Origin of the sequence: Pseudomonas sp. JL2 (assembly GCF_031570495.1) — a bacterium.
Classification (GTDB): Bacteria; Pseudomonadota; Gammaproteobacteria; order Pseudomonadales; family Pseudomonadaceae; genus Aquipseudomonas; species Aquipseudomonas rhizophila.
The window spans coordinates 215161-238910 of sequence record NZ_JAKUDH010000004.1 but is presented as its reverse complement, the minus strand read 5'-3'; the positions used below and the strand labels follow the sequence as shown (position 1 = coordinate 238910).

Annotated in this window: 23 protein-coding genes; 3 read left to right on the top strand and 20 right to left on the bottom strand. The window is 61.7% G+C overall.

The features are described 5' to 3' along the window. Window positions 1-13: 13 nt before the first annotated feature. Window positions 14-541, bottom strand: coding sequence for a YceD family protein (locus tag MKS85_RS08440; RefSeq protein ID WP_003204262.1), 528 nt, complete (start codon window positions 539-541; stop codon window positions 14-16). Between the two features lie 105 nt (window positions 542-646). Here MKS85_RS08440 and MKS85_RS08435 point away from each other — a divergent pair, with 105 nt between their 5' ends. Then, on the top strand, window positions 647-1225 hold the full coding sequence (locus MKS85_RS08435; RefSeq protein WP_188252044.1) for a nucleoside triphosphate pyrophosphatase: 579 nt from the start codon (window positions 647-649) through the stop codon (window positions 1223-1225). Window positions 1226-1384: 159 nt separating this feature from the next. Here MKS85_RS08435 and MKS85_RS08430 read toward each other — a convergent pair whose 3' ends face one another. Genes MKS85_RS08430 through rluC form a run of 3 tightly spaced genes read right to left on the bottom strand, consistent with a single transcriptional unit; the run spans window position 1385 to window position 4004 of the window. Then, on the bottom strand, window positions 1385-2374 hold the full coding sequence (locus MKS85_RS08430) for a S49 family peptidase (protein WP_047228194.1): 990 nt from the start codon (window positions 2372-2374) through the stop codon (window positions 1385-1387). A 21-nt stretch (window positions 2375-2395) separates the two neighbouring features. Beyond that, a complete protein-coding gene (locus tag MKS85_RS08425; RefSeq protein ID WP_047228193.1) occupies window positions 2396-3058 on the bottom strand; it encodes an HAD-IA family hydrolase in 663 nt (220 codons plus the stop codon). Beyond that, complete coding sequence (gene rluC / locus MKS85_RS08420; protein ID WP_047228192.1) at window positions 3048-4004, bottom strand: 23S rRNA pseudouridine(955/2504/2580) synthase RluC; 957 nt, start codon at window positions 4002-4004, stop codon at window positions 3048-3050. The genes MKS85_RS08425 and rluC overlap by 11 nt, the downstream gene beginning before the upstream one ends. Before the next feature lie 699 nt (window positions 4005-4703). Between rluC and rne the strand changes: the two genes are divergently transcribed. Next, complete coding sequence (gene rne / locus MKS85_RS08415; RefSeq protein ID WP_188252043.1) at window positions 4704-7898, top strand: ribonuclease E; 3195 nt, start codon at window positions 4704-4706, stop codon at window positions 7896-7898. A gap of 308 nt (window positions 7899-8206) precedes the next feature. On the opposite strand, the gene MKS85_RS08410 is transcribed toward rne, so the two are convergent. The 12 genes from MKS85_RS08410 to MKS85_RS08355 all read right to left on the bottom strand — a co-directional run bounded on the left by MKS85_RS08410 (window position 8207) and on the right by MKS85_RS08355 (window position 19691). Next, window positions 8207-8797, bottom strand: coding sequence for an NTP transferase domain-containing protein (locus MKS85_RS08410; protein WP_047228190.1), 591 nt, complete (start codon window positions 8795-8797; stop codon window positions 8207-8209). 20 nt (window positions 8798-8817) lie between these two features. Further along, entirely contained in the window at window positions 8818-9789 is a 972-nt protein-coding gene (locus MKS85_RS08405; protein ID WP_188252042.1) for an XdhC family protein, read from the bottom strand. Further along, entirely contained in the window at window positions 9789-12104 is a 2316-nt protein-coding gene (locus MKS85_RS08400; RefSeq protein ID WP_188252041.1) for a xanthine dehydrogenase family protein molybdopterin-binding subunit, read from the bottom strand. Before MKS85_RS08400 ends, MKS85_RS08405 begins: the two co-directional genes overlap by 1 nt. Continuing rightward, window positions 12101-12571: a (2Fe-2S)-binding protein gene (locus MKS85_RS08395; protein ID WP_047228187.1), complete on the bottom strand. Its 471-nt coding sequence runs from the start codon at window positions 12569-12571 to the stop codon at window positions 12101-12103. Before MKS85_RS08395 ends, MKS85_RS08400 begins: the two co-directional genes overlap by 4 nt. A gap of 256 nt (window positions 12572-12827) precedes the next feature. Then, window positions 12828-13847, bottom strand: coding sequence for a UDP-N-acetylmuramate dehydrogenase (murB, locus tag MKS85_RS08390; RefSeq protein ID WP_047228186.1), 1020 nt, complete (start codon window positions 13845-13847; stop codon window positions 12828-12830). After that, entirely contained in the window at window positions 13844-14308 is a 465-nt protein-coding gene (locus MKS85_RS08385; RefSeq protein ID WP_092400061.1) for a low molecular weight protein-tyrosine-phosphatase, read from the bottom strand. The genes murB and MKS85_RS08385 overlap by 4 nt, the downstream gene beginning before the upstream one ends. Next, window positions 14308-15072, bottom strand: a complete 765-nt coding sequence (gene kdsB, locus MKS85_RS08380; RefSeq protein ID WP_107322012.1) for a 3-deoxy-manno-octulosonate cytidylyltransferase — start codon at window positions 15070-15072, stop codon at window positions 14308-14310. Before kdsB ends, MKS85_RS08385 begins: the two co-directional genes overlap by 1 nt. Beyond that, the gene (locus tag MKS85_RS08375) at window positions 15069-15254 is read right to left on the bottom strand and encodes a Trm112 family protein (RefSeq protein ID WP_003179363.1); all 186 of its coding nucleotides are present in this window, start codon (window positions 15252-15254) and stop codon (window positions 15069-15071) included. The genes kdsB and MKS85_RS08375 overlap by 4 nt, the downstream gene beginning before the upstream one ends. A 23-nt stretch (window positions 15255-15277) precedes the next feature. Then, window positions 15278-16288 carry a tetraacyldisaccharide 4'-kinase gene (lpxK, locus tag MKS85_RS08370; RefSeq protein ID WP_076383825.1) on the bottom strand — a complete coding sequence of 337 codons (1011 nt, stop codon included), beginning with the start codon at window positions 16286-16288 and terminating at the stop codon, window positions 15278-15280. Next, a complete protein-coding gene (locus MKS85_RS08365) occupies window positions 16288-16716 on the bottom strand; it encodes a biopolymer transporter ExbD (protein WP_188252040.1) in 429 nt (142 codons plus the stop codon). Before MKS85_RS08365 ends, lpxK begins: the two co-directional genes overlap by 1 nt. Then, on the bottom strand, window positions 16713-17348 hold the full coding sequence (locus MKS85_RS08360) for a MotA/TolQ/ExbB proton channel family protein (RefSeq protein WP_177513903.1): 636 nt from the start codon (window positions 17346-17348) through the stop codon (window positions 16713-16715). Before MKS85_RS08360 ends, MKS85_RS08365 begins: the two co-directional genes overlap by 4 nt. A 102-nt stretch (window positions 17349-17450) precedes the next feature. Next, window positions 17451-19691: a DNA internalization-related competence protein ComEC/Rec2 gene (locus tag MKS85_RS08355; protein ID WP_188252039.1), complete on the bottom strand. Its 2241-nt coding sequence runs from the start codon at window positions 19689-19691 to the stop codon at window positions 17451-17453. Between the two features lie 145 nt (window positions 19692-19836). On the opposite strand from MKS85_RS08355, the gene MKS85_RS08350 reads away from it, so the two are divergent. Continuing rightward, window positions 19837-20352 (top strand): DUF2062 domain-containing protein, encoded by a 516-nt coding sequence (locus tag MKS85_RS08350; RefSeq protein WP_047228179.1) that lies wholly within the window; start codon window positions 19837-19839, stop codon window positions 20350-20352. Between the two features lie 100 nt (window positions 20353-20452). Here MKS85_RS08350 and MKS85_RS08345 read toward each other — a convergent pair whose 3' ends face one another. The 4 genes from MKS85_RS08345 to MKS85_RS08330 all read right to left on the bottom strand — a co-directional run bounded on the left by MKS85_RS08345 (window position 20453) and on the right by MKS85_RS08330 (window position 23623). Beyond that, on the bottom strand, window positions 20453-21232 hold the full coding sequence (locus MKS85_RS08345; RefSeq protein ID WP_047228178.1) for an ABC transporter permease: 780 nt from the start codon (window positions 21230-21232) through the stop codon (window positions 20453-20455). Further along, window positions 21229-22161 carry an ABC transporter ATP-binding protein gene (locus tag MKS85_RS08340; protein WP_047228177.1) on the bottom strand — a complete coding sequence of 311 codons (933 nt, stop codon included), beginning with the start codon at window positions 22159-22161 and terminating at the stop codon, window positions 21229-21231. The genes MKS85_RS08345 and MKS85_RS08340 overlap by 4 nt, the downstream gene beginning before the upstream one ends. A gap of 133 nt (window positions 22162-22294) precedes the next feature. Then, complete coding sequence (locus MKS85_RS08335; protein WP_188252074.1) at window positions 22295-22918, bottom strand: glutathione S-transferase family protein; 624 nt, start codon at window positions 22916-22918, stop codon at window positions 22295-22297. 45 nt (window positions 22919-22963) lie between these two features. Continuing rightward, window positions 22964-23623: a transglutaminase family protein gene (locus MKS85_RS08330; RefSeq protein ID WP_188252038.1), complete on the bottom strand. Its 660-nt coding sequence runs from the start codon at window positions 23621-23623 to the stop codon at window positions 22964-22966. Window positions 23624-23750: the final 127 nt, after the last annotated feature.

The following is a 23750-nucleotide window of genomic DNA, read 5'->3' as shown; positions in this document are numbered from 1 at the left end:
AATTGATTAACTCCTAAACGTTTGGGTCACGCTTTAACTGCGCCAATACACTGAACGGGTTGGACCGCGTTACCTCGTCCTCGCTCGGTTCGGGCTCATCTGCTCCCGCCGGCTGCTGGCATTCTTCCGGATGATGAGCAGGCACAATGGGCAAGGCGAGCAGAAGCTCCTCCTCGATCAGTGACTGCAGATCCAATGGATCTTCGCCCAGTTCCAGCACGTCATAACCTTTCGGTAACGACTGGGTATTCGCACCCTCCTTCACCACGGCATAACTGCATTCGCTGTGGATCGGCAGGGTGACCAGCTCAAGACAACGCTGGCAAACCATTTTGACTTCAGTGTCGATAAAGCTGTGGATTACCACAGATTTACGTTCATCTCGTTCAAAAACGAATTTGGCCTGGACCGTACCGACATCGTCGGAAAGCGGGTCGCAGAGTCTCTTCAAATCGGCCAGCAGCAGTTCACCTTGAAGGGTGGTGCCACGGTCAGCCAATTTGCGCGGGTCAACGTGAGGTGGAATCGGGTCATTCAACATAGGCGCAGCATTATAGGGATGCCCCCGGCCATGTCAAAGGAAATTCAGCCCTGTCCGTCACTTGCGCGCCTCGCTAGAATTCGCCCCTGCCTTTTGGAGATGCCCATGCTGCCTTTATTACTCGCCTCAAGCTCAGTGTATCGCCGGCAATTGCTTGCCCGTCTGGGGCTACCGTTCGTCTGCAGTTCACCGGACATCGACGAAAGCCGCCGGCCTGACGAGGCGGCACTCGACCTGGTAAAACGCCTGGCCCGGGAAAAAGCCCAGGCCCTGGCGAGCAGCCATCCGGCACATTTGATCATCGGTTCGGACCAGGTGGCCGTGCTCGGCGAGCGCATCCTGGGCAAGCCCCATACATTCGAGAACGCCCGCGAACAACTGCTGGCCGCCAGCGGCGCCCGGATCAGCTTTCTGACCGGCCTGGCGGTACTTAACAGCCAGACCGGCGCCTGCCAGGTCGATTGCGTTCCGTTTACCGTCCACATGCGCACGCTGGACCCTGCACGCATCGAACGCTACCTGCTGGCCGAGCAACCTTATGACTGCGCGGGCAGCTTCAAGGCCGAAGGACTTGGCGTGAGCCTGTTCCAGAGCACGGAAGGGCCAGACGCCACCAGCCTGGTTGGCCTGCCACTGATTCGCCTTGTGGATATGTTGCTGGTCGAGGGCGTGCAGGTTCCCTAAGCCAACATACGACTTGTAGCGAGGGCATTTATTTGTGGGAGCAAGGCTTGCCCGCGGCGATGCAGGCGCCGCGATGATGCAGACCAGCCGGGTTATCGCTCATCGCGAGCAAGCTTTGCCCCCACAGACAAGCCACAGGGGATCGCGCAAACCAACGAACTAGCGCAATGACGGCCCTTGGAACCCCATCCACATCGCCAGATGCTCGGCAATGCTCGCCCCCAGCTTCTTCGAGAAGCGATCAAACGGCGACTCTTCGATGGTGAAATCCACCAGCTCTTTTTCGCCAATCACGTCCCGCGCCACCGAACTGGCGCTGCCCAGGCCATCGATCAAGCCCAGCGGCAAGGCCTGCTCCCCAGACCAGACCAGCCCAGAGAACAGCTCGGGATGCTCCTTGTCCTTGAGGCGCTCACCCCGGCCTTTTTTGACACTGGCAATGAATTGCTTGTGGGTCGTGTCGAGCACGCCCTGCCAAAACGCGGTTTCTTCAGGCTTTTGCGGCTGAAACGGGTCAAGGAACGACTTGTGCTCGCCGGAGGTGTACACCCGGCGCTCCACGCCCAGTTTCTCCATCGTCCCGACAAAACCATAGCCGGCCGCCGTCACGCCAATGGAGCCCACCAGGCTCGCCTTGTCGGCATAGATCTGATCGGCCGCGCTGGCAATATAGTACGCACCGGAAGCCCCCAGATCGGAAATGACGGCGTAGACCTTGGTGTTCGGGTGCAACGCGCGCAACCGGACGATCTCGTCATAGACATAACCCGACTGCACCGGGCTGCCACCCGGACTGTTGATGCGCAAGATCACACCCTTGACCTTGGGATCTTCGAAAGCAGCCCGCAGGCTACCGACGATATTGTCCGCGCTGGCAGGCTCCTTATGGGCAATCATGCCTTCGATGTCGATCAATGCGGTGTACGCAGAACCCCGCACGGCGCTTTTTTCCATGTCGAACAGGGGCGTGAACAGCAATAGCGCAACAAAGAGATAAACGAACGTCAGCAGCTTGAAGAAAATGCCCCAGCGGCGGGAACGACGCTGCTCCTGCACACCGGCCAGCAAGGTCTTCTCCAACAGCTTCCAGCTTTTGTCGTCACCGTTCTCGGCGCTCGCCTTGGCCGGTGCCTTCCATTCGTCGGTCATGCAAGTATCCCCAGCAAAAACTTAATTGGCCCGCCGGCTCAGCCAGGCGTGCAATTCAGGAAAATGATCGATCGCCAACTGCGGTTCGAAGGCTTGCAGCGCCGCAATCGTCTGCGCGCCGTAACTCACCGCAACCGACCCCATACCGGCGTTGCGCGCCATCTGCAGGTCGAACGAGGAATCCCCCACCATCAACGCCTGTTCCGGCTGCATGCCGCAGTGAGCCAGTATTTGCTCGAGCATCAGCGGATGCGGTTTACTGGCCGTTTCGTCCGCAGCCCGGGTGATATCGAAATAATCGTCCCAGCCATGGGACTTCAACACTCGATCCAGCCCGCGACGCGCCTTGCCGGTGGCGACAGCCAAGCGATACCCCTCGCCCCTCAAGGTTTCAAGAGTGTCTACCACACCGTCAAACAACGGCGAAGGCTCAGCCTCCAGCGCAATGTAGTGATCAGCGTAATACTGGCGAAAAACCAGCAGCTCAGGGTCACTGATCTCCGGGTACAGACTGCGGATCGCTTCCGGCAAGCCGAGGCCGATGATGCCCTTCACGGCAAAATCATCACACCTGGCAAAACCTGCACGATCAGAGGCGGCATGCATTGCCTCCACGATCCGACCGATGGAGTTCGCCAGAGTGCCATCCCAATCGAAGATCAGCAGCTTGTATTCAGGATGCACTCAACCGCTCCACGGTCTTGGCCCACATTTCATCCACCGGAGCCTGCAATTTCAGCTCACCACCATCGGGCAACGGCACGGTCAACATGTAGGCATGGAGAAACAGGCGTTTGCCACCCAGATCACGGATTTCCCGGGTGAAGTCGTCATCGCCGTACTTGCTGTCCCCAGCGATGCAATGCCCGGCATGTAGCGTATGGACGCGAATCTGGTGGGTGCGGCCAGTCACCGGCTTGGCCTCGACCATGGTGGCGAAATCACCGAAGCGGCGCAGGACCTTGAACACTGTCAGGGCCTCCTTGCCTTCTTCGTTGACTTCCACCATGCGCTCGCCGGAACGCAGGTTGCTCTTGAGCAACGGCGCCCGAACTTGCTTGATGGAGGTATCCCAACGTCCCCGCACCAGCGCCATGTAGCGCTTGTCGACGCCATCGCCGCGCAATTGCTCATGCAAATGCCGCAACATGCTGCGTTTCTTGGCGATCATCAGCAGGCCGGAGGTGTCGCGATCCAGGCGATGGACCAACTCCAGCTCCTTGGCGTCGGGACGCAACTGACGAAAGGCCTCGATCACGCCGAAATTCAGGCCGCTGCCGCCGTGAACCGCAATGCCCGCAGGCTTGTTGAGCACGATCAGCGCCTTGTCTTCGAAGACGATCGAGGCTTCCAGGCGCTGCAACAGGCCTTGGGCCAGGGGCACGGGCTCATCGCGCTCGGGCACGCGAACCGGCGGCACGCGCACGATATCGCCCGCCTGAAGCTTGTATTCGGGCTTGATCCGTCCTTTGTTCACCCGCACTTCACCCTTGCGCAAAATGCGATAGATCAAGGTCTTGGGCACGCCTTTGAGTCGGGCTAGAAGGAAGTTATCGATTCGTTGGCCGGCATATTCCGGCGAGACCTCGAGCAGTTGAACGCCAGGGGTCGAAGGGGCAGTAGTCGTCATGGCGGCGATGATAACAATTTTTTATGGAATTGAAGCACTTAATCATTGCTGCTATAGTCGCGAACGCCGCCAAAAGCGGCCGGACAGCGGACTAACGGTCAAAAACCGGCCCTGACCAACGCAATTCACGAGGACGAGAGGCCGTCCTACGGGGCTTTTGCTAGATAACGGCAGAGTTTGCAGGTGTAACGAGCGCAGGTGACATGAGGCCTGAAATACGCGGCAAAGCAGAGTTTTGACTCGCCTTGCGCGCCACATTCACGGCCAGTTCACAAAGTGCAGTCACCGGTAGACGACCCCGAGCGAGAGCTTCGGAAACAACGCCTAAATTAGCCATGATGCGTGACCTCCCCTTTCGGAGCTCACGGTAAATGCCAACCCGCTGCGGATTCTGCGCGCGGCAGCACCCGATTATCAGGGATACGTGTAGGGTGGAGATGTACAACCGTCGGACTGTGTAGCACTAGGCTTATATTTAGACGCTTCATCTCGTCCACAGGCGCCGGTTGATTCCTCCTCCTGACTGAGTGCTTGAACAGCCAGCAAGCAGGACGCGTCCGTCGCGACTTCGCCATCATTGGGTCGAACTCGCTGGACACTGGAATGGCCCGGCCACTTCCATGACGCACCTGACACCGACCGTGAGAAGTCGTGTGTGCCGAACGCCGTTTCCGGCAGCCCGGAAACCGACGGTACTACATGAAAAGAATGCTGATTAACGCAACTCAACCCGAAGAGTTGCGTGTTGCACTGGTAGACGGCCAGCGCCTCTACGACCTGGATATCGAATCCGGTGCACGCGAGCAGAAGAAGGCCAACATCTATAAAGGCCGGATTACTCGCATCGAACCAAGCCTTGAGGCTGCCTTTGTCGATTTCGGCTCCGAGCGCCACGGCTTCCTGCCCCTCAAAGAAATCTCCCGCGAATACTTCAAGAAGGCCCCTGAAGGCCGCGTCAACATCAAGGACGTCCTGAGCGAAGGCCAGGAAGTCATCGTCCAGGTCGAAAAAGAAGAGCGTGGCAACAAGGGCGCAGCCCTGACCACCTTCATCAGCCTGGCGGGCCGTTACCTGGTCCTGATGCCGAACAACCCTCGCGCCGGTGGTATCTCCCGCCGCATCGAAGGCGAAGAGCGCAATGAACTGCGCGAAGCCCTCAACGGCCTGGTTGCCCCAGCCGACATGGGCCTGATCGTTCGCACCGCCGGCCTTGGCCGCAGCAGCGAAGAAATGCAGTGGGACCTCGACTACCTGCTGCAACTGTGGACCGCCATCAAGGAAGCCTCGCTGGATCGCTCCGCGCCGTTCCTGATCTATCAGGAAAGCAATGTCATCATCCGCGCGATCCGCGATTACCTGCGCCAGGACATCGGCGAAGTGTTGATCGACAGCGTTGAAGCCCAGGACGAAGCCCTGACCTTCATCCGCCAGGTCATGCCGCAGTACGCCAGCAAGATCAAACTCTACGAAGACAGCGTTCCGCTGTTCAACCGTTTCCAGATCGAAAGCCAGATCGAGACCGCGTTCCAGCGCGTCGTCGAACTGCCGTCCGGCGGCTCCATCGTCATCGATCCGACCGAAGCCCTGGTGTCCATCGACATCAACTCGGCGCGCGCCACCAAAGGCAGCGACATCGAAGAAACCGCCCTGCAGACCAACCTTGAAGCCGCCGAAGAAATCGCCCGTCAGTTGCGCCTGCGCGACATCGGCGGCCTGATCGTCATCGACTTCATCGACATGACCCCGGCCAAGAACCAGCGCGCCGTGGAAGAGAAGGTCCGTGAGTGCCTGGAAGCCGACCGCGCCCGCGTACAGGTCGGTCGCATCTCGCGCTTCGGCCTGCTGGAAATGTCCCGTCAGCGCCTGCGTCCTTCTTTGGGCGAGAGCAGCGGCATCGTCTGCCCGCGTTGCAACGGCACCGGCATCATCCGTGACGTCGAGTCGCTGTCCCTGGCGATCCTGCGCCTGATCGAAGAAGAAGCCCTGAAAGACCGCACCGCCGAAGTTCGCGCCCAGGTGCCGATCCCGGTGGCTGCGTTCCTGCTCAACGAAAAACGCAACTCGATCACCAAGATCGAACTGCGCACCCGCGCCCGTATCGTCATCCTGCCGAACGATCACCTCGAGACGCCGCACTTCGAAGTGCAGCGCCTGCGTGATGACAGCCCGGAAGCCCACACCAATCAGTCCAGCTACGAAATCGCTGCTGCCGCTGCCGAAGTGGAAGAAGTGCAGCCGGCTGCCGCCACTCGCACCTTGGTTCGCCAGGAAGCTGCGGTCAAGACGGCTCCAGCCCGCGCCAATGCACCGGTTCCGACCGAAGCAGCCGCGCCGGCACCGGCACCTGCCGCCGCACCTGAACCAAGCCTGTTCAAAGGCCTGGTGAAATCCCTGGTCAGCCTGTTCGCCACCAAGGAAGAGCCGGCTGCGCCGACCGTTGTCGCCAAGCCAGCGGCTACCGAGCGTCCAGCCCGCAACGAAGAACGTCGCAATGGTCGTCAGCAGACCCGCAACCGCAACGGTCGTCGTGACGAGGAGCGCAAACCCCGTGAAGAGCGTGCACCGCGTGAAGAGCGCGCACCACGTGAGCCACGTGAAGAACGCCAGCCTCGCGAAGCCCGTGAGGAAGTGCCAGCCGTAGCCCGCGAAGAACGCGCGCCGCGTCCGCCGCGTGAAGAGCGCCAACCCCGCGCGCCTCGTGAAGATCGCAAGCCACGTGGCGAGCGTGAAGAACGTGTTCGCGAGCTGCGCGAACCGCTGGATGCCGCTCCCGCCGCTGCTGCCGCCACCGCTGAAGAGCGTCCGGCCCGTCAGCCTCGCGAAGAGCGCGCACCGCGTCCGCCACGTGAAGAGCGTCAACCACGCGCCGAGCAGGCTGCCGCTGCCACCGAAGAGGAAGTACTGAACAGCGAAGAGCAACTGCAGGAAGACGGTCAGGACAACGCCGAAGGCGATCGTCCACGCCGCCGCTCCCGTGGGCAGCGTCGCCGCAGCAACCGTCGTGAGCGTCAACGTGACGCCAACGGCAATGTGATCGAAGGTTCGGAAGCCTCCGAATCCGCCGAGAACGCCGAAGCGCCAAGCGCTGCCGACCTGGCCGCCGGCCTGGCCGTCACCGCCGCGGTTGCCAGCAGCTCGATCAGCGCCCCCGCTGAAGCCGAGGCTCACGAACAGGCCGAGCGCGCTACCGCCGTGGTGGAAAACGCACCGGTTGAAGCGCCTGTGGTCGAAACCACTACCCCGGTAGAAACCACCGCTTCGCCAGAAGTGGAACTCGCCCCGGTTCGTGAAGCCGAGCCTCAGGCAGAAGCAGTTTCCGAGCCTGCACCTGTCATCGAGCAACCTGTGGTTGCCGCTGAACCTGTGATCGAAGCTGTGATCGAGGAAAAAGCGCCGGAGCCGGTTCGCGAAGAACAGACCGCGTTCAACTGGCACGCCGAGCCAGCCGTCGTCGAAGCCGAGCCGGCAGCAGAAGCCGTGAAAGCAGCCGAGCCGGTCGTGGTCGAGCCAGCTCCAGCGGTTCAAGCGCCTGTGGTTGCCGAAGCTCCAGCCCCGGTAGAGGTGGAGGCGCCTGCCCCTGCCAGCGCCCTGACCCCCAACGGTCGTGCGCCGAACGATCCGCGTGAAGTACGTCGTCGCAAGCGTGAAGCCGAGCGTCTGCAGAAGGAAGCCGAACAAGCTGCCGCTGCCGCTGCTCAAGCGCCTGCCGCTGAGCCAGCACCCGTGGAGCAAGCAATCGAGGCAGCCCCTGCCCCGGTCGCTGAAACCACCAGCGAAACCGCTCCCGCTGAATCGGCGCCAGTGATCGACGAACCTCAGCACTCCGCTGAAGAAGTCGCACCTCGCCACACTGAAGCCCTGGAAAAAGAGCACGAGCCTAAACCTCACGCCTGATTCCACCGCCCAGTAAAAAGCCCCGCCTGGTTGACGCCAGGCGGGGCTTTTTTATGTCTTCAGACTTAGTTACATGAGTGTTGGAAGCTGGATGGTGTGGAGCGGGCTTGCTGGCGAACATGGCCCGGCGTCCACCCTTGATGCAAGCTGACGCAGCGCTATCGCGAGCAGGCTCGCTCCCACAGGAGATTGGCGGCAGGCATAAATTTCGCGACCATCGAAATTCAATGTGGGAGCGAGCCTGCTCGCGATAGCGCCGGCCCGGCTTGTATCAATGTTGCCTGCCCCACAGGAATCCGCGTCGGCTGTTACTTGAAGATCAGCGCTTCAGGCACGTCCACATCCCAAACCACCCCAGGATCGTCCACTGCCACCTCGACCACCCGCGCCCCGGTAAACAACCCCTTGGCGCCGCGATCAGCGGTCAATGCCATCAATTGCGGGCCAAACGCACGACCAAACCCCACGGGATGCCCATACTCACCCGCCAGGACCGGCACACTGATGCCATCTTCGCTGATCTGCGCCACTACCTGCTCGATGCTTGACGGCAGGATGAACGGCATATCACCGAGCACGATCAACCAGCCATCCAGGTCCGGGCAAGCCTGGACACCCGCAGCGATACTGTCACCCAGCCCAGGCGAGTCCAGTTGTACAAAATCGCACCCGTAAGCCTGGGCCATGCGAATAGCCTGTGGACGGTCCTCACGGGTCACCAGCACGCGTTTTTCCAGAGAAGGCGGCAAGTTCACCAGCACCTGCTCGATGACCGATCGGACAGCGCCGTCACGCCCCGTGCAATCGGCCAGCAGTTTATCTTTGTCCTGGCCTGCAACCTGACGGAAACGGCTGCCCGATCCTGCCGCGAGAATGATCACGCCAATCGATTCAGTCATCCCGTCTCCTCGCCCGCCGATTACAGCGGCTTTTTCTGACGCAACTCGACGCCATTCTTGATCGCCACGATTTCAGCCAGCAAAGACAAGGCAATTTCCGCCGGCGTATGGCTGCCAATGTGCAAACCGATCGGCCCATGCAGCCGTTCGATAGCCTGTGCAGACAAGCCTAGCTGAGCCAGGTTATCCCGGCGCTTCTGGCTGTTCACCCGAGAGCCCAGGGCCCCGACATAAAACGCCTTGGAGTCCAGGGCCGTGAGCAGCGCCATATCGTCCAATCGTGGATCATGGGTCAGGGCGACAATGGCGGTGCGCTCGTCGGTCTGGACGCTCAACACCGCTTCGTCGGGCATGCCGGAAACGAAGCGGCCATGCTGCTCTTCCCAACCGTAGACAAATTCCTTGCGCGGATCGCAGATCAACACCTCGAAATCCAGCAACCGGGCCATTTCTGCCACATAACGCGACAGTTGCCCCGCGCCGATCAACAGCAGCCGCCAGCGCGGGCCGTAGATGGCCCGCAGGACTTGACCGTCGAATACCAGCGCATCGGTTTTGCTGGCCTGCGTCAGCAGCACTTCGCCTGTGGCGACGGTCAGCTCACGGGCGACAATCTCATGGCCATCGCAGCGCTCCAGCAGTTGCGCGACCCATTGCGGATCGCCGACCCGTTCTTCGGTCAGGCGCAAGGTACCGCCGCACGGCAGGCCGAAGCGCGCCGCCTCCTCACGAGTCACGCCATAGGTGATGAGCTGCACTGGCGGACCGTCCGCCGGAATACGCCCGTCGTGCAGCCGGGCGATCAGGTCATCCTCGACACAACCGCCCGATACCGAGCCAATCACCACGCCGTCTTCACGCAGGGCCAGCATCGCCCCCGGCGGCCTCGGCGCCGTGCCCCAAGTCTGGACCACAGTGAACAACACCACCCGCTGCCCGGCGCGGCGCCACTCAAGCACGCTGCGCAGGACGTTCAGATCAACGCTGTCCATCAGGTTCTGGCCTGCTGCCAGCCCTGCAACTGATAACGCACGGGCAGCTCGCGGATGCGCTTGCCGGTGGCGGCGAAAATCGCGTTGCACAGCGCCGGCGCAATCGGCGGCACACCCGGTTCACCCACACCGCCCAACGGCACCTCGCCCGGCGGCGTGACCAAGTGCACCGCGACCTCCTTGGGAGCCAAGGACATGCGTGCCACTTCGTACATGTGGAAGTTGTCTTGCTGGACCTTGCCGTCCTTGAAGCTGATCTCCCCCACCACCGCATTGCCCAGGCCCATGACGCAGGCGCCTTCGAACTGGGAACGGATACGCTCGGGGTTGATCTGCGGGCCGCAGTCCACGGCAATATCGGCCTTGTGCACGATCAACGTACCATCGTCCTTGACCTCCACCTCCAGCGCTGTCGCCACATAGGTGACGAAGCTGTAGTGCACCGCCAACCCCAGGCCACGGCCCTTGGGCAGTTTGCGGCCCCACCCGGCGGCCTTGGCGGCGGTTTCCAGCACGGTGCGGATCCGCGCCGTATCGATGGGATAAAGCTCGGGGGATTCGCCGTAGTTCCATTCTTCATTCAAGGTGCGCGGATCGATCTTACGGTCCGGGCCAAGCAATTTGAGGTGATACGCCAGTGGATCCTGGCCGGCCTTGTGGGCCAATTCGTCGATGAAACTCTGAATCGCAAAACCGTGGGGAATATTCGACACCGAGCGGTACCAGCCAACCCTCGTATGGGCCACCGCTTCGGGGTTCTCCAGGCGCATGTTGGGAATTGCGTAGGCCATGTTGGTCACGCCCATGCCCACTTCGAACGGCGCTTCGTGGGTCATGCCCGGTGCAAACAGTGCGGTAATGCTCGGGGCGACGGTGCGATGCAGCCAGCCGGACGGCATCCCGTCCTGGTTCAGGCCAGCCTTGAGGTATTCGGCCGATACGGTGTGGAAATACGAATGATGGATGTCATCTTCGCGGGTCCACTGCACCCGCACCGCCTGGCCTGGAAACTCCTTGGCCAACACGGCCGCCTCGAGGACGAAATCGGGCTTGGACTTGCGCCCGAAACCACCGCCCAGCAGCGTGATGTGCACGATAACCTTGTCGAAAGGGATCCCCAATCGTTCGGCGACGCGTTCACGGGTGACCTGCGGCGCCTGGCTCGGTGCCCAGGCTTCGCACTGGCCATCCTTGAACCGGGCGACGGCGACCATCGGCTCCATCGGCGACTGCGACAGGTGCGGCAGGTAATAGGACGCCTCCAGGGTTGCGTCAGCCTTGGCCAGCGCGTCGTCCAGATCGCCAGTGTTGCGCAAGACTTTCCCGGGCTTGAGGGCAGCGGCTTCCAGTTCCTTGCGATAGGCGACGGAGTCATAGCCGGCATTCGGGCCGTCATCCCACTCGATTTTCAGCGCCTCGCGGCCCTTGATCGCCGCCCAGGTGTTTTTCGCCACTACCGCCACGCCGCCCAGAGGCTGGAATTCGGAGGGCAGCGGACGTCCTTCGATCTGCAGCACCTTGACCACGCCCGGTACTTTCAGCGCCGCGCTGCTGTCCACGCGCTTGACCTTGCCACCATAGACTGGCGGGCGAGCCACGACGGCATAGAGCATGCCATCGAAATGTACATCAGCCCCGAACACGGCACGACCGTTGACGACGTCTTCGCCATCGATGGCCCGGCTCGACTCCTTACCGATGTAGCGAAATTCCGAAGGTTGCTTGAGGCGCAGGCTGTCACGGGCGGGAACTGGCAAGGCACTGGCCGCGGCGGCCAACGCGCCATACCCCAGTTCCCGACCGGAAGGCTGGTGCACGACTTTGTGCAATTGGGCACGACACTCACTCGCCGGGACTTTCCACTGGGCAGCGGCGGCCAGTTCCAACATGGTCCGGGCAGCGGCCCCGCAACGACGCATTGGTTCGTACCAGTGGCGCATACTGCGCGAGCCATCGGTGTCCTGGTTGCCGAAGCGCACCTCATCCGCCGGTGCCTGCCGCACCTTGACCTGCGCCCAGTCAGCGTCCAGTTCATCGGCCACCACCATGGTCAGGCTGGTGCGCACACCCTGGCCCATTTCCGAACGGTTGCAGATCACCGTCACGCTGCCATCGGTGGCGATGCTCACGTACACCTTCGGATCGTCGATCACACCATTGGGCATGCCCTCGCCGCCGAACTTCTTGTCCTCGGCAAAGGCGTCCGGCAGGCCCCAACTGGCGGCCAGCACCAACACACCCGTGGCGCTCGCGCCTTTGAGGAAACCACGGCGGCTGAGGTTGCTCAGCACAAAATCATTGGGCAAGCGGCTCATGCCTTGGCCTCCTTCAGGTGGGTGGACGCCTGGCGGATCGCAGTCTTGATCCGGTTATAAGTGCCGCAGCGGCAGATGTTGCCGACCATGGCCTCTTCGATCTGCTCATCGCTCGGGTTGGGATTGGTCTTGAGCAAGGCGGTCGCGGACATGATCTGCCCGCCCTGACAGTAGCCGCACTGGGCCACGGCAGTATCGAGCCAGGCCTTCTGGACAATTTGCCCGACCGGGTCGACATGAAGGGCATCGATGGTGGTGACGTTCTGGCCTTTCACCGAACCAATCGGGGTGATGCAACTGCGCGCCGGGGCGCCGTCGATGTGAATGGTACAGGCGCCACACAGGCCCATGCCGCAGCCGAACTTGGTGCCGTTGTAACCGGCCACATCCCGGATAGCCCACAGCAGCGGCATGTCCTCGGTCACATCCAGTTGGTGATCTTTTCCATTGAGTTTCAAGGTAATCATGAGCACGCCCGCACGGTGATCGAATTATGGGGTCGAGCAATCTGCCGTTTGGACAACGGTTCGGTTGGCGCAGACTGACTCAGGCTAATCGGGCTCTCTTGTGCAAACACGCAGGCGTCTGCACTGGGCCTTCAATGATGCGATGGTCGCATCGTTAGCTCACTAAATTAACCCAGGATTAAGCAAAACGCCCTGCACAATCCTGCACAAATGATCCTTGTGCGAGGTTGTGCAGGGCGCTCGGTGAAAGCCAGGTTCAGTACCGATTGGGCTCCATTTCCAGATTGACCTGAAAACGCTCGGCAATGTCTTTCTGGATACGCAGGGCCAGATCCAGCAATTGCGGCCCGGTGGCGCAGCCGTAGTTGACCAGCACCAACGCCTGCAACTTATGCACCCCGGCGTCGCCTTCGCGAAAGCCCTTCCAGCCGGCCCGCTCGATCAACCAACCGGCGGCAATTTTCATCTGCCCTTGGGGTTGTGGATAAGCCACCAGATCCGGGTATTGAAGCTTGAGTTGCGCGACGTGCGAAGCCGGCACCAGCGGGTTCTTGAAGAAACTGCCGGCATTGCCCAGCACGGCCGGGTCAGGGAGCTTTTCACTGCGGATGCTGCAGATGGCCCGGCTGACATCCGAGGGAGTCGCCTGTTCGATGCCCAGTTCGGTCAACCGCTGGCGGACCGGGCCATACTCCAGGTGCAGATGCGCGGCGCGACTGAGGGCAAAGCGCACTCGCAGGATCAGCCAACGACCCGCTTGCTGCTTGAACAGGCTGTCGCGGTAGGCGAAACGGCATTCTTCCAGGGTGAAATCGTGCAGCTCGCCGGTTTGCCGATCCAGGGCGGTCAGGCCGGCGAACACATCCTTGATCTCCACGCCGTAGGCGCCGATGTTTTGCATCGGCGCGGCCCCCACCGTACCGGGGATCAGGCTGAGGTTCTCCAGCCCCGACCAGCCTTGCGCCAGCGTGTACTGGACGAAGGGGTGCCACGGTTCGCCTGCTTCGGCTTCGATCAGCACCCGCTCGCCATCATCGCTGAGCAGACGAATCCCTTGGCTGGCCATGCGCAACACCAGCGCGTCGATATCACCGGTCAGCAGCAGGTTGCTGCCGCCACCGATCACCAGCAACGGCACGTCATTGGCGCTGGCATAGGCCAGCGCCTGGCGGACATCGGCGTCGCTGTGGGCTTCGGCGAATAACCGGGCGGTGACGTCCACGCCAAAGCTGTTGAACGGCTTGAGGCTGACGCCGGCCCGCACCTGCAAGGTCATAGCCGCCCCTTCAATTCGATCACCAGGCGGTCCGTGGCACGCTCGATCAGGTCCAGCACTTGCTCGAAACCCTGTTCGCCGTCGTAGTACGGGTCCGGCACGTCATCGAGTTCAGCCTCGTAGCGGCGCAGGAACAGATCCAGTTCGGCCCTGCCATTGCTCGGTTGCAGGGCTTTCAGATTGCGCAGGTTGCTGCCGTCCATCGCCAGGATCAGGTCATAAGTGGCGAAATCGGCCCGGCTGACCTGGCGGGCACGCTGGGCCGACAGGTCATAGCCGCGTCGTAGGGCCGCAGCCTGGCTGCGCTTGTCCGGGGCCTTGCCGACGTGCCAGTCACCGGTACCGGCGGAGGCGACTTCCACCTGCTCGGCCAGCCCGGCCTCGCGCAGCTTGTGCCGCAGGATGCCTTCGGCGGTGGGTGATCGGCAGATGTTGCCGAGGCAGACAAACAGAACCCGCATCAGGCCTCCAGCAGGCGACGAACGCGCTCGAGGTCTTCCACGGTGTCGACGCCGGTCGGCGGAGCAATCAGCGCATCGGCGACATGGATTCGCACGCCGTGCCACAAGGCACGCAGTTGCTCCAGGGATTCGGTGTTTTCCAGCCAGCACGGGCCCCAGGCGACGAAATCCTGGAGGAAACCGGCGCGGTAAGCGTAGATGCCGATGTGGCGGCGGTACGGCACGCCGTCAGGCATGACGTCCCGACTTTGCGCGAATGCATCACGGGCCCAGGGCAAGGTGGCGCGGCTGAAGGTCAACGCCAGGCCATTGAGATCGCTGACGACCTTGACCACATTGGGGTTGAACAGGGTTTGCAGATCCTCGATCGGCTCAGCCAGGGTGGCCATACGCGCTTCGGGATGGGCTGCCAGATTGTTAGCAACCTGATCGATCACACTGGACGGGATCAACGGTTCATCGCCCTGCACATTGACCACGATGGCGTCGGGTTCCAGGCCCAGCTTGGCGGCGACTTCCGCCAGACGATCGGTTCCGGAGTTGTGATCCTCGCGAGTCAGTACCACTTCGGCGCCAAAGCCCTTGCAGGCCTCCACGATGCGCGCATCGTCGGTCGCCACTACCACGCGCTGAGCGCTGCTTTTGCAGGCCTGCTCCCATACGTGCTGGATCATCGGCTTGCCGGCGATCAACAGCAACGGTTTGCCGGGCAGGCGCGTTGAGGCAAAGCGCGACGGAATGACAACGGTAAAGGCTGCGGTCATTTATCCAGGCGCTCGTCGGTGGTCAGGGTACGGGCCTCGCTTTCGAGCATCACCGGAATGCCATCGCGAATCGGATAGGCCAGGCCGGCGCCTTTGCTGATCAGCTCGGTTTTGTCGGCGCTGAGCTTGAGGGGGCCTTTGCAGACCGGGCAGGCCAGAATGTCGAGCAGTTTGGTGTCCATGAACATTTCCCTGGATAAATGGTTTAAGGCAAAAGCCGATCCGGCAACAGGCGCATCAACTGGGTATCGAACCAGTCCGCGAAGGCTGGCGACGGCGCGGCATCCACCGCCAGGTACCACCAGTGGGGCTCGGCGAAGGCACGGCATTTGACCGCGTCCTTTTCCGTCATGACCACCGGCAACGATGGCGTGAAATTCAATGCCTGGGCGCTGTATTGGGCGTGGTCGGCAAACCCGTGCGGTATAGGTCGCCAGTGTAGCGTTTCGAGGGTGTTGAAGAAACGCCGGGGATTGCCGATCCCGGCCACGGCATGCAGGGCCTGGCCGGGCGGGAAATGGTCCAGTGGACGCCGTTCGCCGCTGGCCAGGTTCACCAGAGCTGTGGGTCGCAGCTCGAAGGCAAAGCCGTCTTCGCGGTCGGCGCTGGCGCCGTTGAATAGCACGGCATCGACCGATTGCAGACGCTCCACGGGTTCACGCAGCGGACCGGCAGGCAGACAACGTCGATTGCCCAGGCCGCGGGCGTTGTCGATCAGCACCAGTTCAAGATCCCGAGCCAGGCGGTAATGTTGCATGCCGTCGTCGGACAGGATCAGGTCCAGCGGTTGAGTCTCCAGCAGCGCCTGGACCGCCCGGCTGCGATCCGGATCGATCATCAATGGCACGCCGCTGCGCTGGACAATCAGCAGTGGCTCATCACCGGCGATGTCGGCGCCCTGCCCGGCTTCGACTCGCCAGGGCAAATGGGGTGGTTTGGCGCCATAACCCCGGCTCACCACGCCGACCCGCAGGCCACGGCGCTGGCAATGCTCAATCATCCACAGGATCAATGGGGTCTTGCCGGTGCCGCCAACCGTGATGTTCCCCACGACCACCAGCGGCACGGGCGGTTGGTAAATCTCACCTTCGCCCGCCAGAAAACGCTCGCGTTTGCCCATCACCACCCGACGGTACAACCACTCCAGTGGTCGCAACAGCGTCAGGGCCGGGTGACCTTCGTACCAGGCGGCGAGCAATCGATCAGACATGGCCATCAGGGTGCCGGCGCCGCCTCGACGGTGGTCATGCGCAGATGGCTGAAGCCGAGCTTGCCGGCCGCGTCCATGGCGGTGATGACGGATTGATGTGGGGTCTTGCCGTCGGCGCTGATGGACAGCGGCAAACTGGTGTCGCCGCCGGACTCCTTCTGCAGCGCATCGATCAGACTCGCCAGGTCGCTCTTGGGCAGCAACTGATTGTTCACCGAAAACGTCCCTTCGGCACTGATCGTGACTTCCAGGTCCTTGAGTTGCTGGTCTTCGGCAGGCGAGCCGCTGACCGCTTCCGGCAGTTCCACCTTGAGCTGGGTTTCCCGGGTGAAGGTGGTGGTCACGACGAAAAACAGCAGCAGGATGAACACCACGTCAATCAGCGACGCAAGGTTGATCTCGACGGTTTCCCGTGGTTTGCGGCGGAATTTCACTTCTTGCCCTCGGCCAGGTCCACGTCACGGTCGCCTTGCACCACCTCGACCAGCTTGATGGCCTCCTGCTCCATGCCCACCACCAACTCATCGATGCGCCGTTGCAGGAAGCGATGGAAAAACACCGAAGGAATCCCCACCATCAACCCGGCGGCCGTGGTGATCAAGGCCTTGGAAATCCCCCCTGCCAGCACCGAGGCGTTGGCGGTCATGCCGGCGCCGGTGAACGAACTGAAAATGTCGATCATGCCCAGCACCGTGCCCAGCAGGCCCAGCAACGGAGCCATGGCGGCAATTGTGCCCAGGGCATTGATGTAGCGTTCCAGCTCATGGATGACCCGGGCGGCGGCTTCTTCGATGCATTCCTTCATGATCTCGCGACCATGCTTGGAATTTGCCAGCCCCGCGGCGAGGATTTCACCCAGCGGTGAACTGGCCCGCAGCTCCTTGAGCCGGTCCTTGTTCAGTTTCTTGTCCTTGATCCAGACCCAGACCTGCCCGAGCAAATGCTCCGGGGTCACGCGGCTGGCCCGCAGGGTCCACAGGCGTTCGGCAACGATTCCCAGCGCCACGATGGAACTCAGAATGATCGGCAACATCATCCAGCCGCCGGATTTGACCAATTCCCACACAGTGACAGCCCCCTCGAAAAAGTGCGCCACTTTATCATACAGACTCGCCTTGCAGGCCCGCCCCGCCGATAACACCGTCGTCGAGGATGACCCGGGTCAAGGTTACGGCCATGGTCCCGCAGACGGCGGGTCGCGCCAGTAGCGCCGTTGGCCGGCCTGAAGGCGCGGTGCTTCGAAAGCCCCCAGTTGCAGACGAATGGCACCCTGTTCGGCACTGTCGTAGATCGCCATGCCCAAGCGGCGATAGCGAGCCAGCACCCGCGGATGAGGATGGCCGAACGCATTGCCCTGGCCGCGGGAGATCAACACCGAATGGGGTTTGAGCCTCGACAACAGCAACATCGAGGATGAACTGCGGCTACCGTGATGGGGCGCCGCCAGCCACTGGACCGGCACTGCCAGGGGCCCGTCGAGCAACGCGCGCTCGGCATGGCTATCGATGTCGCCGGTGAGCAGCAACCGCTCACCGCCGGCCTCGACCAGCAGAACGCAGGATCTCTGATTGCTTTCAAGGGCAGATGACCATTGCCACAGCTCGAACCTGACCCCGTCCCACTCCCAGCGCGCGCCACTGTCGCACGCCTCTGCCTGCAAAGCGGCAGGCAACGCGGCGGGGTCGCCACTGACCACCCGGACCGTTGGCAAGCCATTGCGCACCGCTTGGGCGCCGCCGGCATGATCGGCGTCGGCATGGCTGAGCAGCATCAGGTCCAACCCGGCGACGCCCAGCTTGCGCAGGGTCGGCAGCACCACGCGCTCACCCGCGTCGGCCTCGCCAAAGCGCGGCCCCGCGTCGTAAAGCAAGGCATGATGACGGGTGCGTACCAGCACCGCCAACCCTTGACCCACGTCCAGTTGCCAGATTTCGGCTTGCCCCGGGGGCACATCCTCCCTCGGAGGGAAAACCACCAGCAGCAACATGGGCCATCCCAGTACCCGCAGTGGTAGGCCTTTGGGCAGCAACAGTAACAAAGCCCCCAGAGCGGCCATGCACCATGCCCATACGGGGATAGCCGCAGGCACCCATGCCGGTATTCGTCCCGCCACCAGCGCCAACCCCTTGAAGAGCAGATCGAGCAACCCGCCGGCGATCCAAAGCAGCCCTTCGCCCACGAACGGCACCGGCAACAACGCCGTACCGAGCAGCGCCGGCGGCAACACCAGCAGGCTGACCCAAGGCACCGCCACCAGGTTCACCAGAGGCCCGCTGAGGCTGATCGGCAAACCCAATATCAACAGGATCGGGCACAGTCCGACTGCCACCAGCCATTGGGCACGGGTCCAGGTTTGCCACCAGCGCCAGGGCCCCAAGCGTGCGCCGAAAGTAAACATCAGGATCGCCACCGCGGCGAACGACAGCCAGAACCCTGGCCGCAGGCTGGCCAATGGATCGAACACCAGCACCCCATTGAAAGCCAGCAGCCACGCCCACCAGGGGTCCGGATGCCGGTAACGCAAACGCCACAGCAGCACCAGGCCGATCATCGCGCAAGCGCGCCGCACCGGCACCTCGAAGCCGGCGAGCAAGCCGTAACCCAAGGCTGCGATAAAGGCCAGAGCGCAGGCCCAAGGTAGCCACGGCAGACGCACCGGCCACATGCCATAGCGCGCCGCACCTGCCACCAGCAGGTACACCAGTGCGGCAAGCAGGCCGATGTGCTGCCCGGAGATCACCAGCAGATGGACCGTACCGGTGTCCTGCAGTACCTGCCAGTCATCACGACTCAACCCAGCTCCGTCCCCCAGGACCAATGCCGCCAGCGCCCCGGAGCGGCCCTGGGCGTCGACTTGCGCCAGCGCCTGACGCACGCCGTCGCGCCAGGCACCTTGGGCAGGTTGCTGGAGATGACCGTCCTTGACCGTGCCAGTCGCGCCGATGCCGCGGCTCAACAGCCAGGCCTGGTAATCGAAGCCATTGGGGTTCAGTAGCCCGGTGGGGCGTTTGAGCTTTACCGCCAATCGCCAACGTTCGCCGCTGCTCACAGGCGGTCCACCGAACCAGGCCAGGCGCATCGACGACGGCAGCCGTGTGCGGCGGGAATGGGCATCGGCCAGTTCAAAGCGCACCACACCTTCGTTATATTGCGGTAAACCGACGACGCGCCCTTCGACCCAGCGGGTTTCTCCATCCAGCGCGGCGGGCAACCGATCGTCCAGGGCCAGTTGCGCCGACAGACACGCCCAAGCCAGCCCGATCAGGAAAAAACCCAGCGGATGAGTCCGAAACGGCAAAACCATCAGCGCCAGCACAGGCATGACCGCAATCAGCCACAGCGGCGGCAGCGCCGGGCAAAAAACCGGGGTCAGCAGCCCGAGTGCAAGCGCGACCATCCCTGTGCGCATAAGCCTGTCCTTGAGAGTCTTCTCTTCAGGCATAGTCGGTCTACGGCACGGTGCGCGTTAACAATTGTCACAAAGTCTGAATCAGTCAGCCGTAGAATGCGGACATACTTGCGGCCTCACCGCTTTGAACCGACCGAGAAGCCTTATGCCCCGGCGCCTTTTCAAACGTTACATGCCTGACCCAGCGAGTATTCGGGAACATAAGTCCTTACGTTTTCTCGGTTCCTTGCTGCACGACCCCAACCTTTGGCACCTCAATCGACACTCCGTGGCACGCGCCATGGCCGTTGGTCTGTTCGCTGCCTTTTTGCCGATTCCTTTGCAGATGCTGCTGGCCGCGGCACTGGCCATCACCGTACGCGGCAACATACCGATTGCGGTGAGCCTGGTCTGGCTGACCAACCCCATCACCATGCCCGCCGTGTTTTTCTGCACCTACCAGACCGGAGCCTGGTTGATGGATGTGCCTGCCCGCACGTTACCGGATGAACTGACCTGGGAATGGATCACCACCCAGTTGTCTACCTTGTGGCAGCCGTTTCTGCTGGGGTCGGTGGTGACGGGTCTGGTGCTCGGCGCCCTCGCCTATTTCATGACCATGATCTATTGGCGCTGGTGGGTGGCGCGGCAATGGAAACGGCGCAAGAAAAGCCGGATGTGAAATGCAAAAAGGCCTCCAGTGAATGGAGGCCTTTTGCATTTCGATGTAAGAGCGAGCCTGCTCGCGATAGCGGTATACCAGTCAGCACGCCTGCCGAGTTCTAAGTACGCATCCCTCGCCCACTGACCAACAGCCGTGCACATCCCACATAGAGCACCACGGTTGCCACCAGCATGAAGGTGATCGCGACGCTGATCCGGATGTCCGACACCCCAAGGATGCCGTAGCGGAACGCGTTGACCATGTGCAGCACCGGGTTGGCCAGGGACACGGTCTGCCAGAACGGTGGCAGCAGGGAGATCGAGTAGAACACTCCGCCCAGGTAAGTCAGTGGCGTGAGCACGAACGTCGGGATGATGGAAATGTCATCGAAGTTGCGCGCAAACACGGCATTGATGAACCCCAGCAGCGAAAAGATCGTGGCGGTGAACACCACCACCAATATCGTCACGCCCAAATGGTGCACTTGCAGATCGGTGAAGAACAGTGACAGCAGGGTCACGATCAAGCCCACCGCCAACCCGCGCAATACACCGCCCAGGGTGTAGCCGATCAGGATCGTATGGGGCGAAACCGGCGAGACCATCAGTTCCTCGATCGAGCGCTGGAATTTGCTGCCGAAGAAACTCGAGACCACGTTACCGTAGGAGTTGGTGATCACCGACATCATGATCAGCCCCGGTACGATGTAGTCCATGTACGTGAAGCCCCCCATGTCGCCGATCTGCCGACCGATCAGGTTGCCGAAAATCACGAAGTACAAAACCATGGTGATGGCCGGCGGCAGCAGGGTCTGCGGCCAGATCCGCATGAAGCGTCGGACTTCGCGATAAACGATGGTATTGAGGGCGATGAGGTTGGGTCGCAGTTCGGAACTCATACAGCCACCTTCGCCAGATTTTTCTCCACCAGAGACACGAACAACTCCTCGAGGCGATTGGTTTTGTTGCGCAGGCTCTGCACTTCAATGTTTTGCAGCGCCAGTTGGGAGAACAAGCCGGTAATACCGACGGTTTTATCCACCTGGACTTCCAGCGTGTGGTGGTCCACCAGCCGGGCCGGATAGCCGATCAGTTGCGGCGCGGCCTTCAGATCGTTCTTCAGGTCCAGCAGGAACGTCTCCACATGCAGTTGGCTGAGCAACTGTCGCATGCTGGTGTTCTCGACGATGGTGCCGTGGTCGATGATGCCGATGTTGCGGCACAACTGCTCGGCCTCTTCCAGGTAATGGGTGGTGAGGATGATGGTGATGCCTTTCTGGTTCAGCTCGGTCAGAAAGGTCCACATCGACCGACGCAACTCGATGTCGACGCCCGCGGTCGGCTCGTCGAGAATCAGCAGGCGCGGCTCATGGACCAGGGCACGGGCAATCATCAGGCGCCGCTTCATGCCGCCGGACAATGAACGGGACGGCACATCACGCTTGTCCCACAAACCCAGTTGAGTCAGATATTTCTCGGCGCGCTCATTGGCGATCTTCGGCGGGATACCGTAGTAACCCGCCTGGGTCACGACGATATCGAAGGTCTTTTCGAACTGGTTGAAATTGAACTCCTGGGGCACCACGCCGATGCAGCGCTTGAGAGCGGCGGGCTCACGGTCCAGATCATGACCGAAGATATTCACCGTACCGCTGGTTTTGTTCACCAGGGTTGAAAGAATGCCGATGGTGGTGGATTTGCCGGCTCCATTGGGGCCGAGCAAGGCGAAAAAATCACCTTCGGCGACGTCCAGATCGATACCACTCAAGGCCTGGAAACCGTTGCCGTAGGTTTTGGTTAGCTGCCGGATGGACAGAGCGGAACTCATATCGGATTACGCACCAAGAAGGGGAAGAAACAATTAGATAAGGGCGCACGGCGAGCAATACAACCACGGCGCACGAAGGCAATGGTGCGTGGCGTCGCCGCACAAGTACAGTCAAGCGTGTCGATAGTAAGTATTAAGTCAACGCGGTCATGACCGCCTTGCGATACGCCGGACGCTGCTGCAGCCGGGCGTACCAGGCCTGTAGATGAGGCAGCGCAGCCCGCTCGATGGGCATCTCGAACCAGGCATAAATGAAACTGCCCAAGGGAATATCGCCCATGCCGATTTCATCCCCGGAGAGGTAGGGTTGCTCGCTCAACGTCTGGTCCGCCATCGCCAACAAACCATCGCAGACCTTGATCGCCGCATGGATGGCCGCCCAGTCCTGCTGCTCGGCGGGAGTGCGCAAGACGCCCCAGAACACGGTGCGAAACGGATCGGCAAACGAGGAGGTGGTCCAGTCCATCCATTTTTCAGCCCTGGCGCGAGCCTGGGGGTCTACCGGATACCAGGCCGAACCCGGAGCATGGCGAGACGCCAGATAACGCACGATGGTGTTGGACTCCCAGAGCACGAAACCGTCATCTTCGATCATCGGGACGCGGCCGTTGGGGTTCTTGGCGCGATACTCGGGCGTGTCCACCACGCCGAACGCCCCCCCTGCGTCGATGGCCTCGTAGGCCAGCCCCAGTTCCTCGGCGCACCACAGCGCCTTGCGCACATTCGATGAGTTTTTCCGACCCCAGATCTTCAGCATCATGGCTTGCTCCGATGGATAAATGCCGCAGCAGCATACGCCGGATCAGCCGCGACTCAAATCGCCCTGCATGTCGCCAAGCAGGGGCGGCAGTTGCTCGCCGAACAGGTGCGGGTAGCATTTTTCCAGGTGCCCGAAGAAGAACGCTTCGGGCACATCGGCGAATTGGCCGTGGTCGGTGACGTACTCCATCAACTTGGCGCCCTGGCGATTGAACGGGTGGAAAACGCTGTCCTGGCGGCCATCGAATTCCAGGGGTGCCACATCGAACAACTCACACAAGCCTTGATTGAAGGCCGGCGTGGCCTTGACCCAGCGCTCGTTCAGATAGAACTCGGTATAACCGTGCATGGCGAACACGTCACTCTTGAGCAACTCCAGCAGGCGTGCAGTGGACAAGTGATTACGCACATCCGCCAGGCCGATGCGCGCCGGGATACCACAATGGCGGGCGCAAGCGGCCAGTAAGGTCGCCTTGGGCACACAATAGCTTTCACCGCAGGCCAGTGCGTAACTGCCACGCAGGGTCTGCGGATCGCGGCTGAAGGTATAGGGGTTGTAGCGCACGGCCTCGCGCACCGCGTAATACAGGCTGATTGCTTGTGCCTGCGGGTCGCGATCAGTGCCGCGATGAGTTTCGGCGAACTCAATGACCGCAGGGTGATCGCTGTCGATGAAGCGGCTGGGGTTCAGGTATTGCTGCATGGTCAGGACCTCACGGAAAACGCCTGCGTCCGTAGGAGCTGCCGAGTGCAACGAGGCGGCGATCTTTCCCGGACCATCGAGCCCTGAGAGAAAGATAGACAGATCAAGAGATCGTCCGAACGCGGCC

Coding starts and splice junctions, on each gene's coding strand:
- MKS85_RS08440 (WP_003204262.1), bottom strand. CDS start 541: ATGTTGAATGACCCGATTCCACCTCACGTTGACCCGCGCAAATTGGCT.
- MKS85_RS08435 (WP_188252044.1), top strand. CDS start 647: ATGCTGCCTTTATTACTCGCCTCAAGCTCAGTGTATCGCCGGCAATTG.
- MKS85_RS08430 (WP_047228194.1), bottom strand. CDS start 2,374: ATGACCGACGAATGGAAGGCACCGGCCAAGGCGAGCGCCGAGAACGGT.
- rluC (WP_047228192.1), bottom strand. CDS start 4,004: ATGACGACTACTGCCCCTTCGACCCCTGGCGTTCAACTGCTCGAGGTC.
- rne (WP_188252043.1), top strand. CDS start 4,704: ATGAAAAGAATGCTGATTAACGCAACTCAACCCGAAGAGTTGCGTGTT.
- MKS85_RS08410 (WP_047228190.1), bottom strand. CDS start 8,797: ATGACTGAATCGATTGGCGTGATCATTCTCGCGGCAGGATCGGGCAGC.
- MKS85_RS08405 (WP_188252042.1), bottom strand. CDS start 9,789: ATGGACAGCGTTGATCTGAACGTCCTGCGCAGCGTGCTTGAGTGGCGC.
- MKS85_RS08400 (WP_188252041.1), bottom strand. CDS start 12,104: ATGAGCCGCTTGCCCAATGATTTTGTGCTGAGCAACCTCAGCCGCCGT.
- MKS85_RS08395 (WP_047228187.1), bottom strand. CDS start 12,571: ATGATTACCTTGAAACTCAATGGAAAAGATCACCAACTGGATGTGACC.
- murB (WP_047228186.1), bottom strand. CDS start 13,847: ATGACCTTGCAGGTGCGGGCCGGCGTCAGCCTCAAGCCGTTCAACAGC.
- MKS85_RS08385 (WP_092400061.1), bottom strand. CDS start 14,308: ATGCGGGTTCTGTTTGTCTGCCTCGGCAACATCTGCCGATCACCCACC.
- kdsB (WP_107322012.1), bottom strand. CDS start 15,072: ATGACCGCAGCCTTTACCGTTGTCATTCCGTCGCGCTTTGCCTCAACG.
- MKS85_RS08375 (WP_003179363.1), bottom strand. CDS start 15,254: ATGGACACCAAACTGCTCGACATTCTGGCCTGCCCGGTCTGCAAAGGC.
- lpxK (WP_076383825.1), bottom strand. CDS start 16,288: ATGGCCATGTCTGATCGATTGCTCGCCGCCTGGTACGAAGGTCACCCG.
- MKS85_RS08355 (WP_188252039.1), bottom strand. CDS start 19,691: ATGCGCACAGGGATGGTCGCGCTTGCACTCGGGCTGCTGACCCCGGTT.
- MKS85_RS08350 (WP_047228179.1), top strand. CDS start 19,837: ATGCCCCGGCGCCTTTTCAAACGTTACATGCCTGACCCAGCGAGTATT.
- MKS85_RS08345 (WP_047228178.1), bottom strand. CDS start 21,232: ATGAGTTCCGAACTGCGACCCAACCTCATCGCCCTCAATACCATCGTT.
- MKS85_RS08340 (WP_047228177.1), bottom strand. CDS start 22,161: ATGAGTTCCGCTCTGTCCATCCGGCAGCTAACCAAAACCTACGGCAAC.
- MKS85_RS08335 (WP_188252074.1), bottom strand. CDS start 22,918: ATGCTGAAGATCTGGGGTCGGAAAAACTCATCGAATGTGCGCAAGGCG.
- MKS85_RS08330 (WP_188252038.1), bottom strand. CDS start 23,623: ATGCAGCAATACCTGAACCCCAGCCGCTTCATCGACAGCGATCACCCT.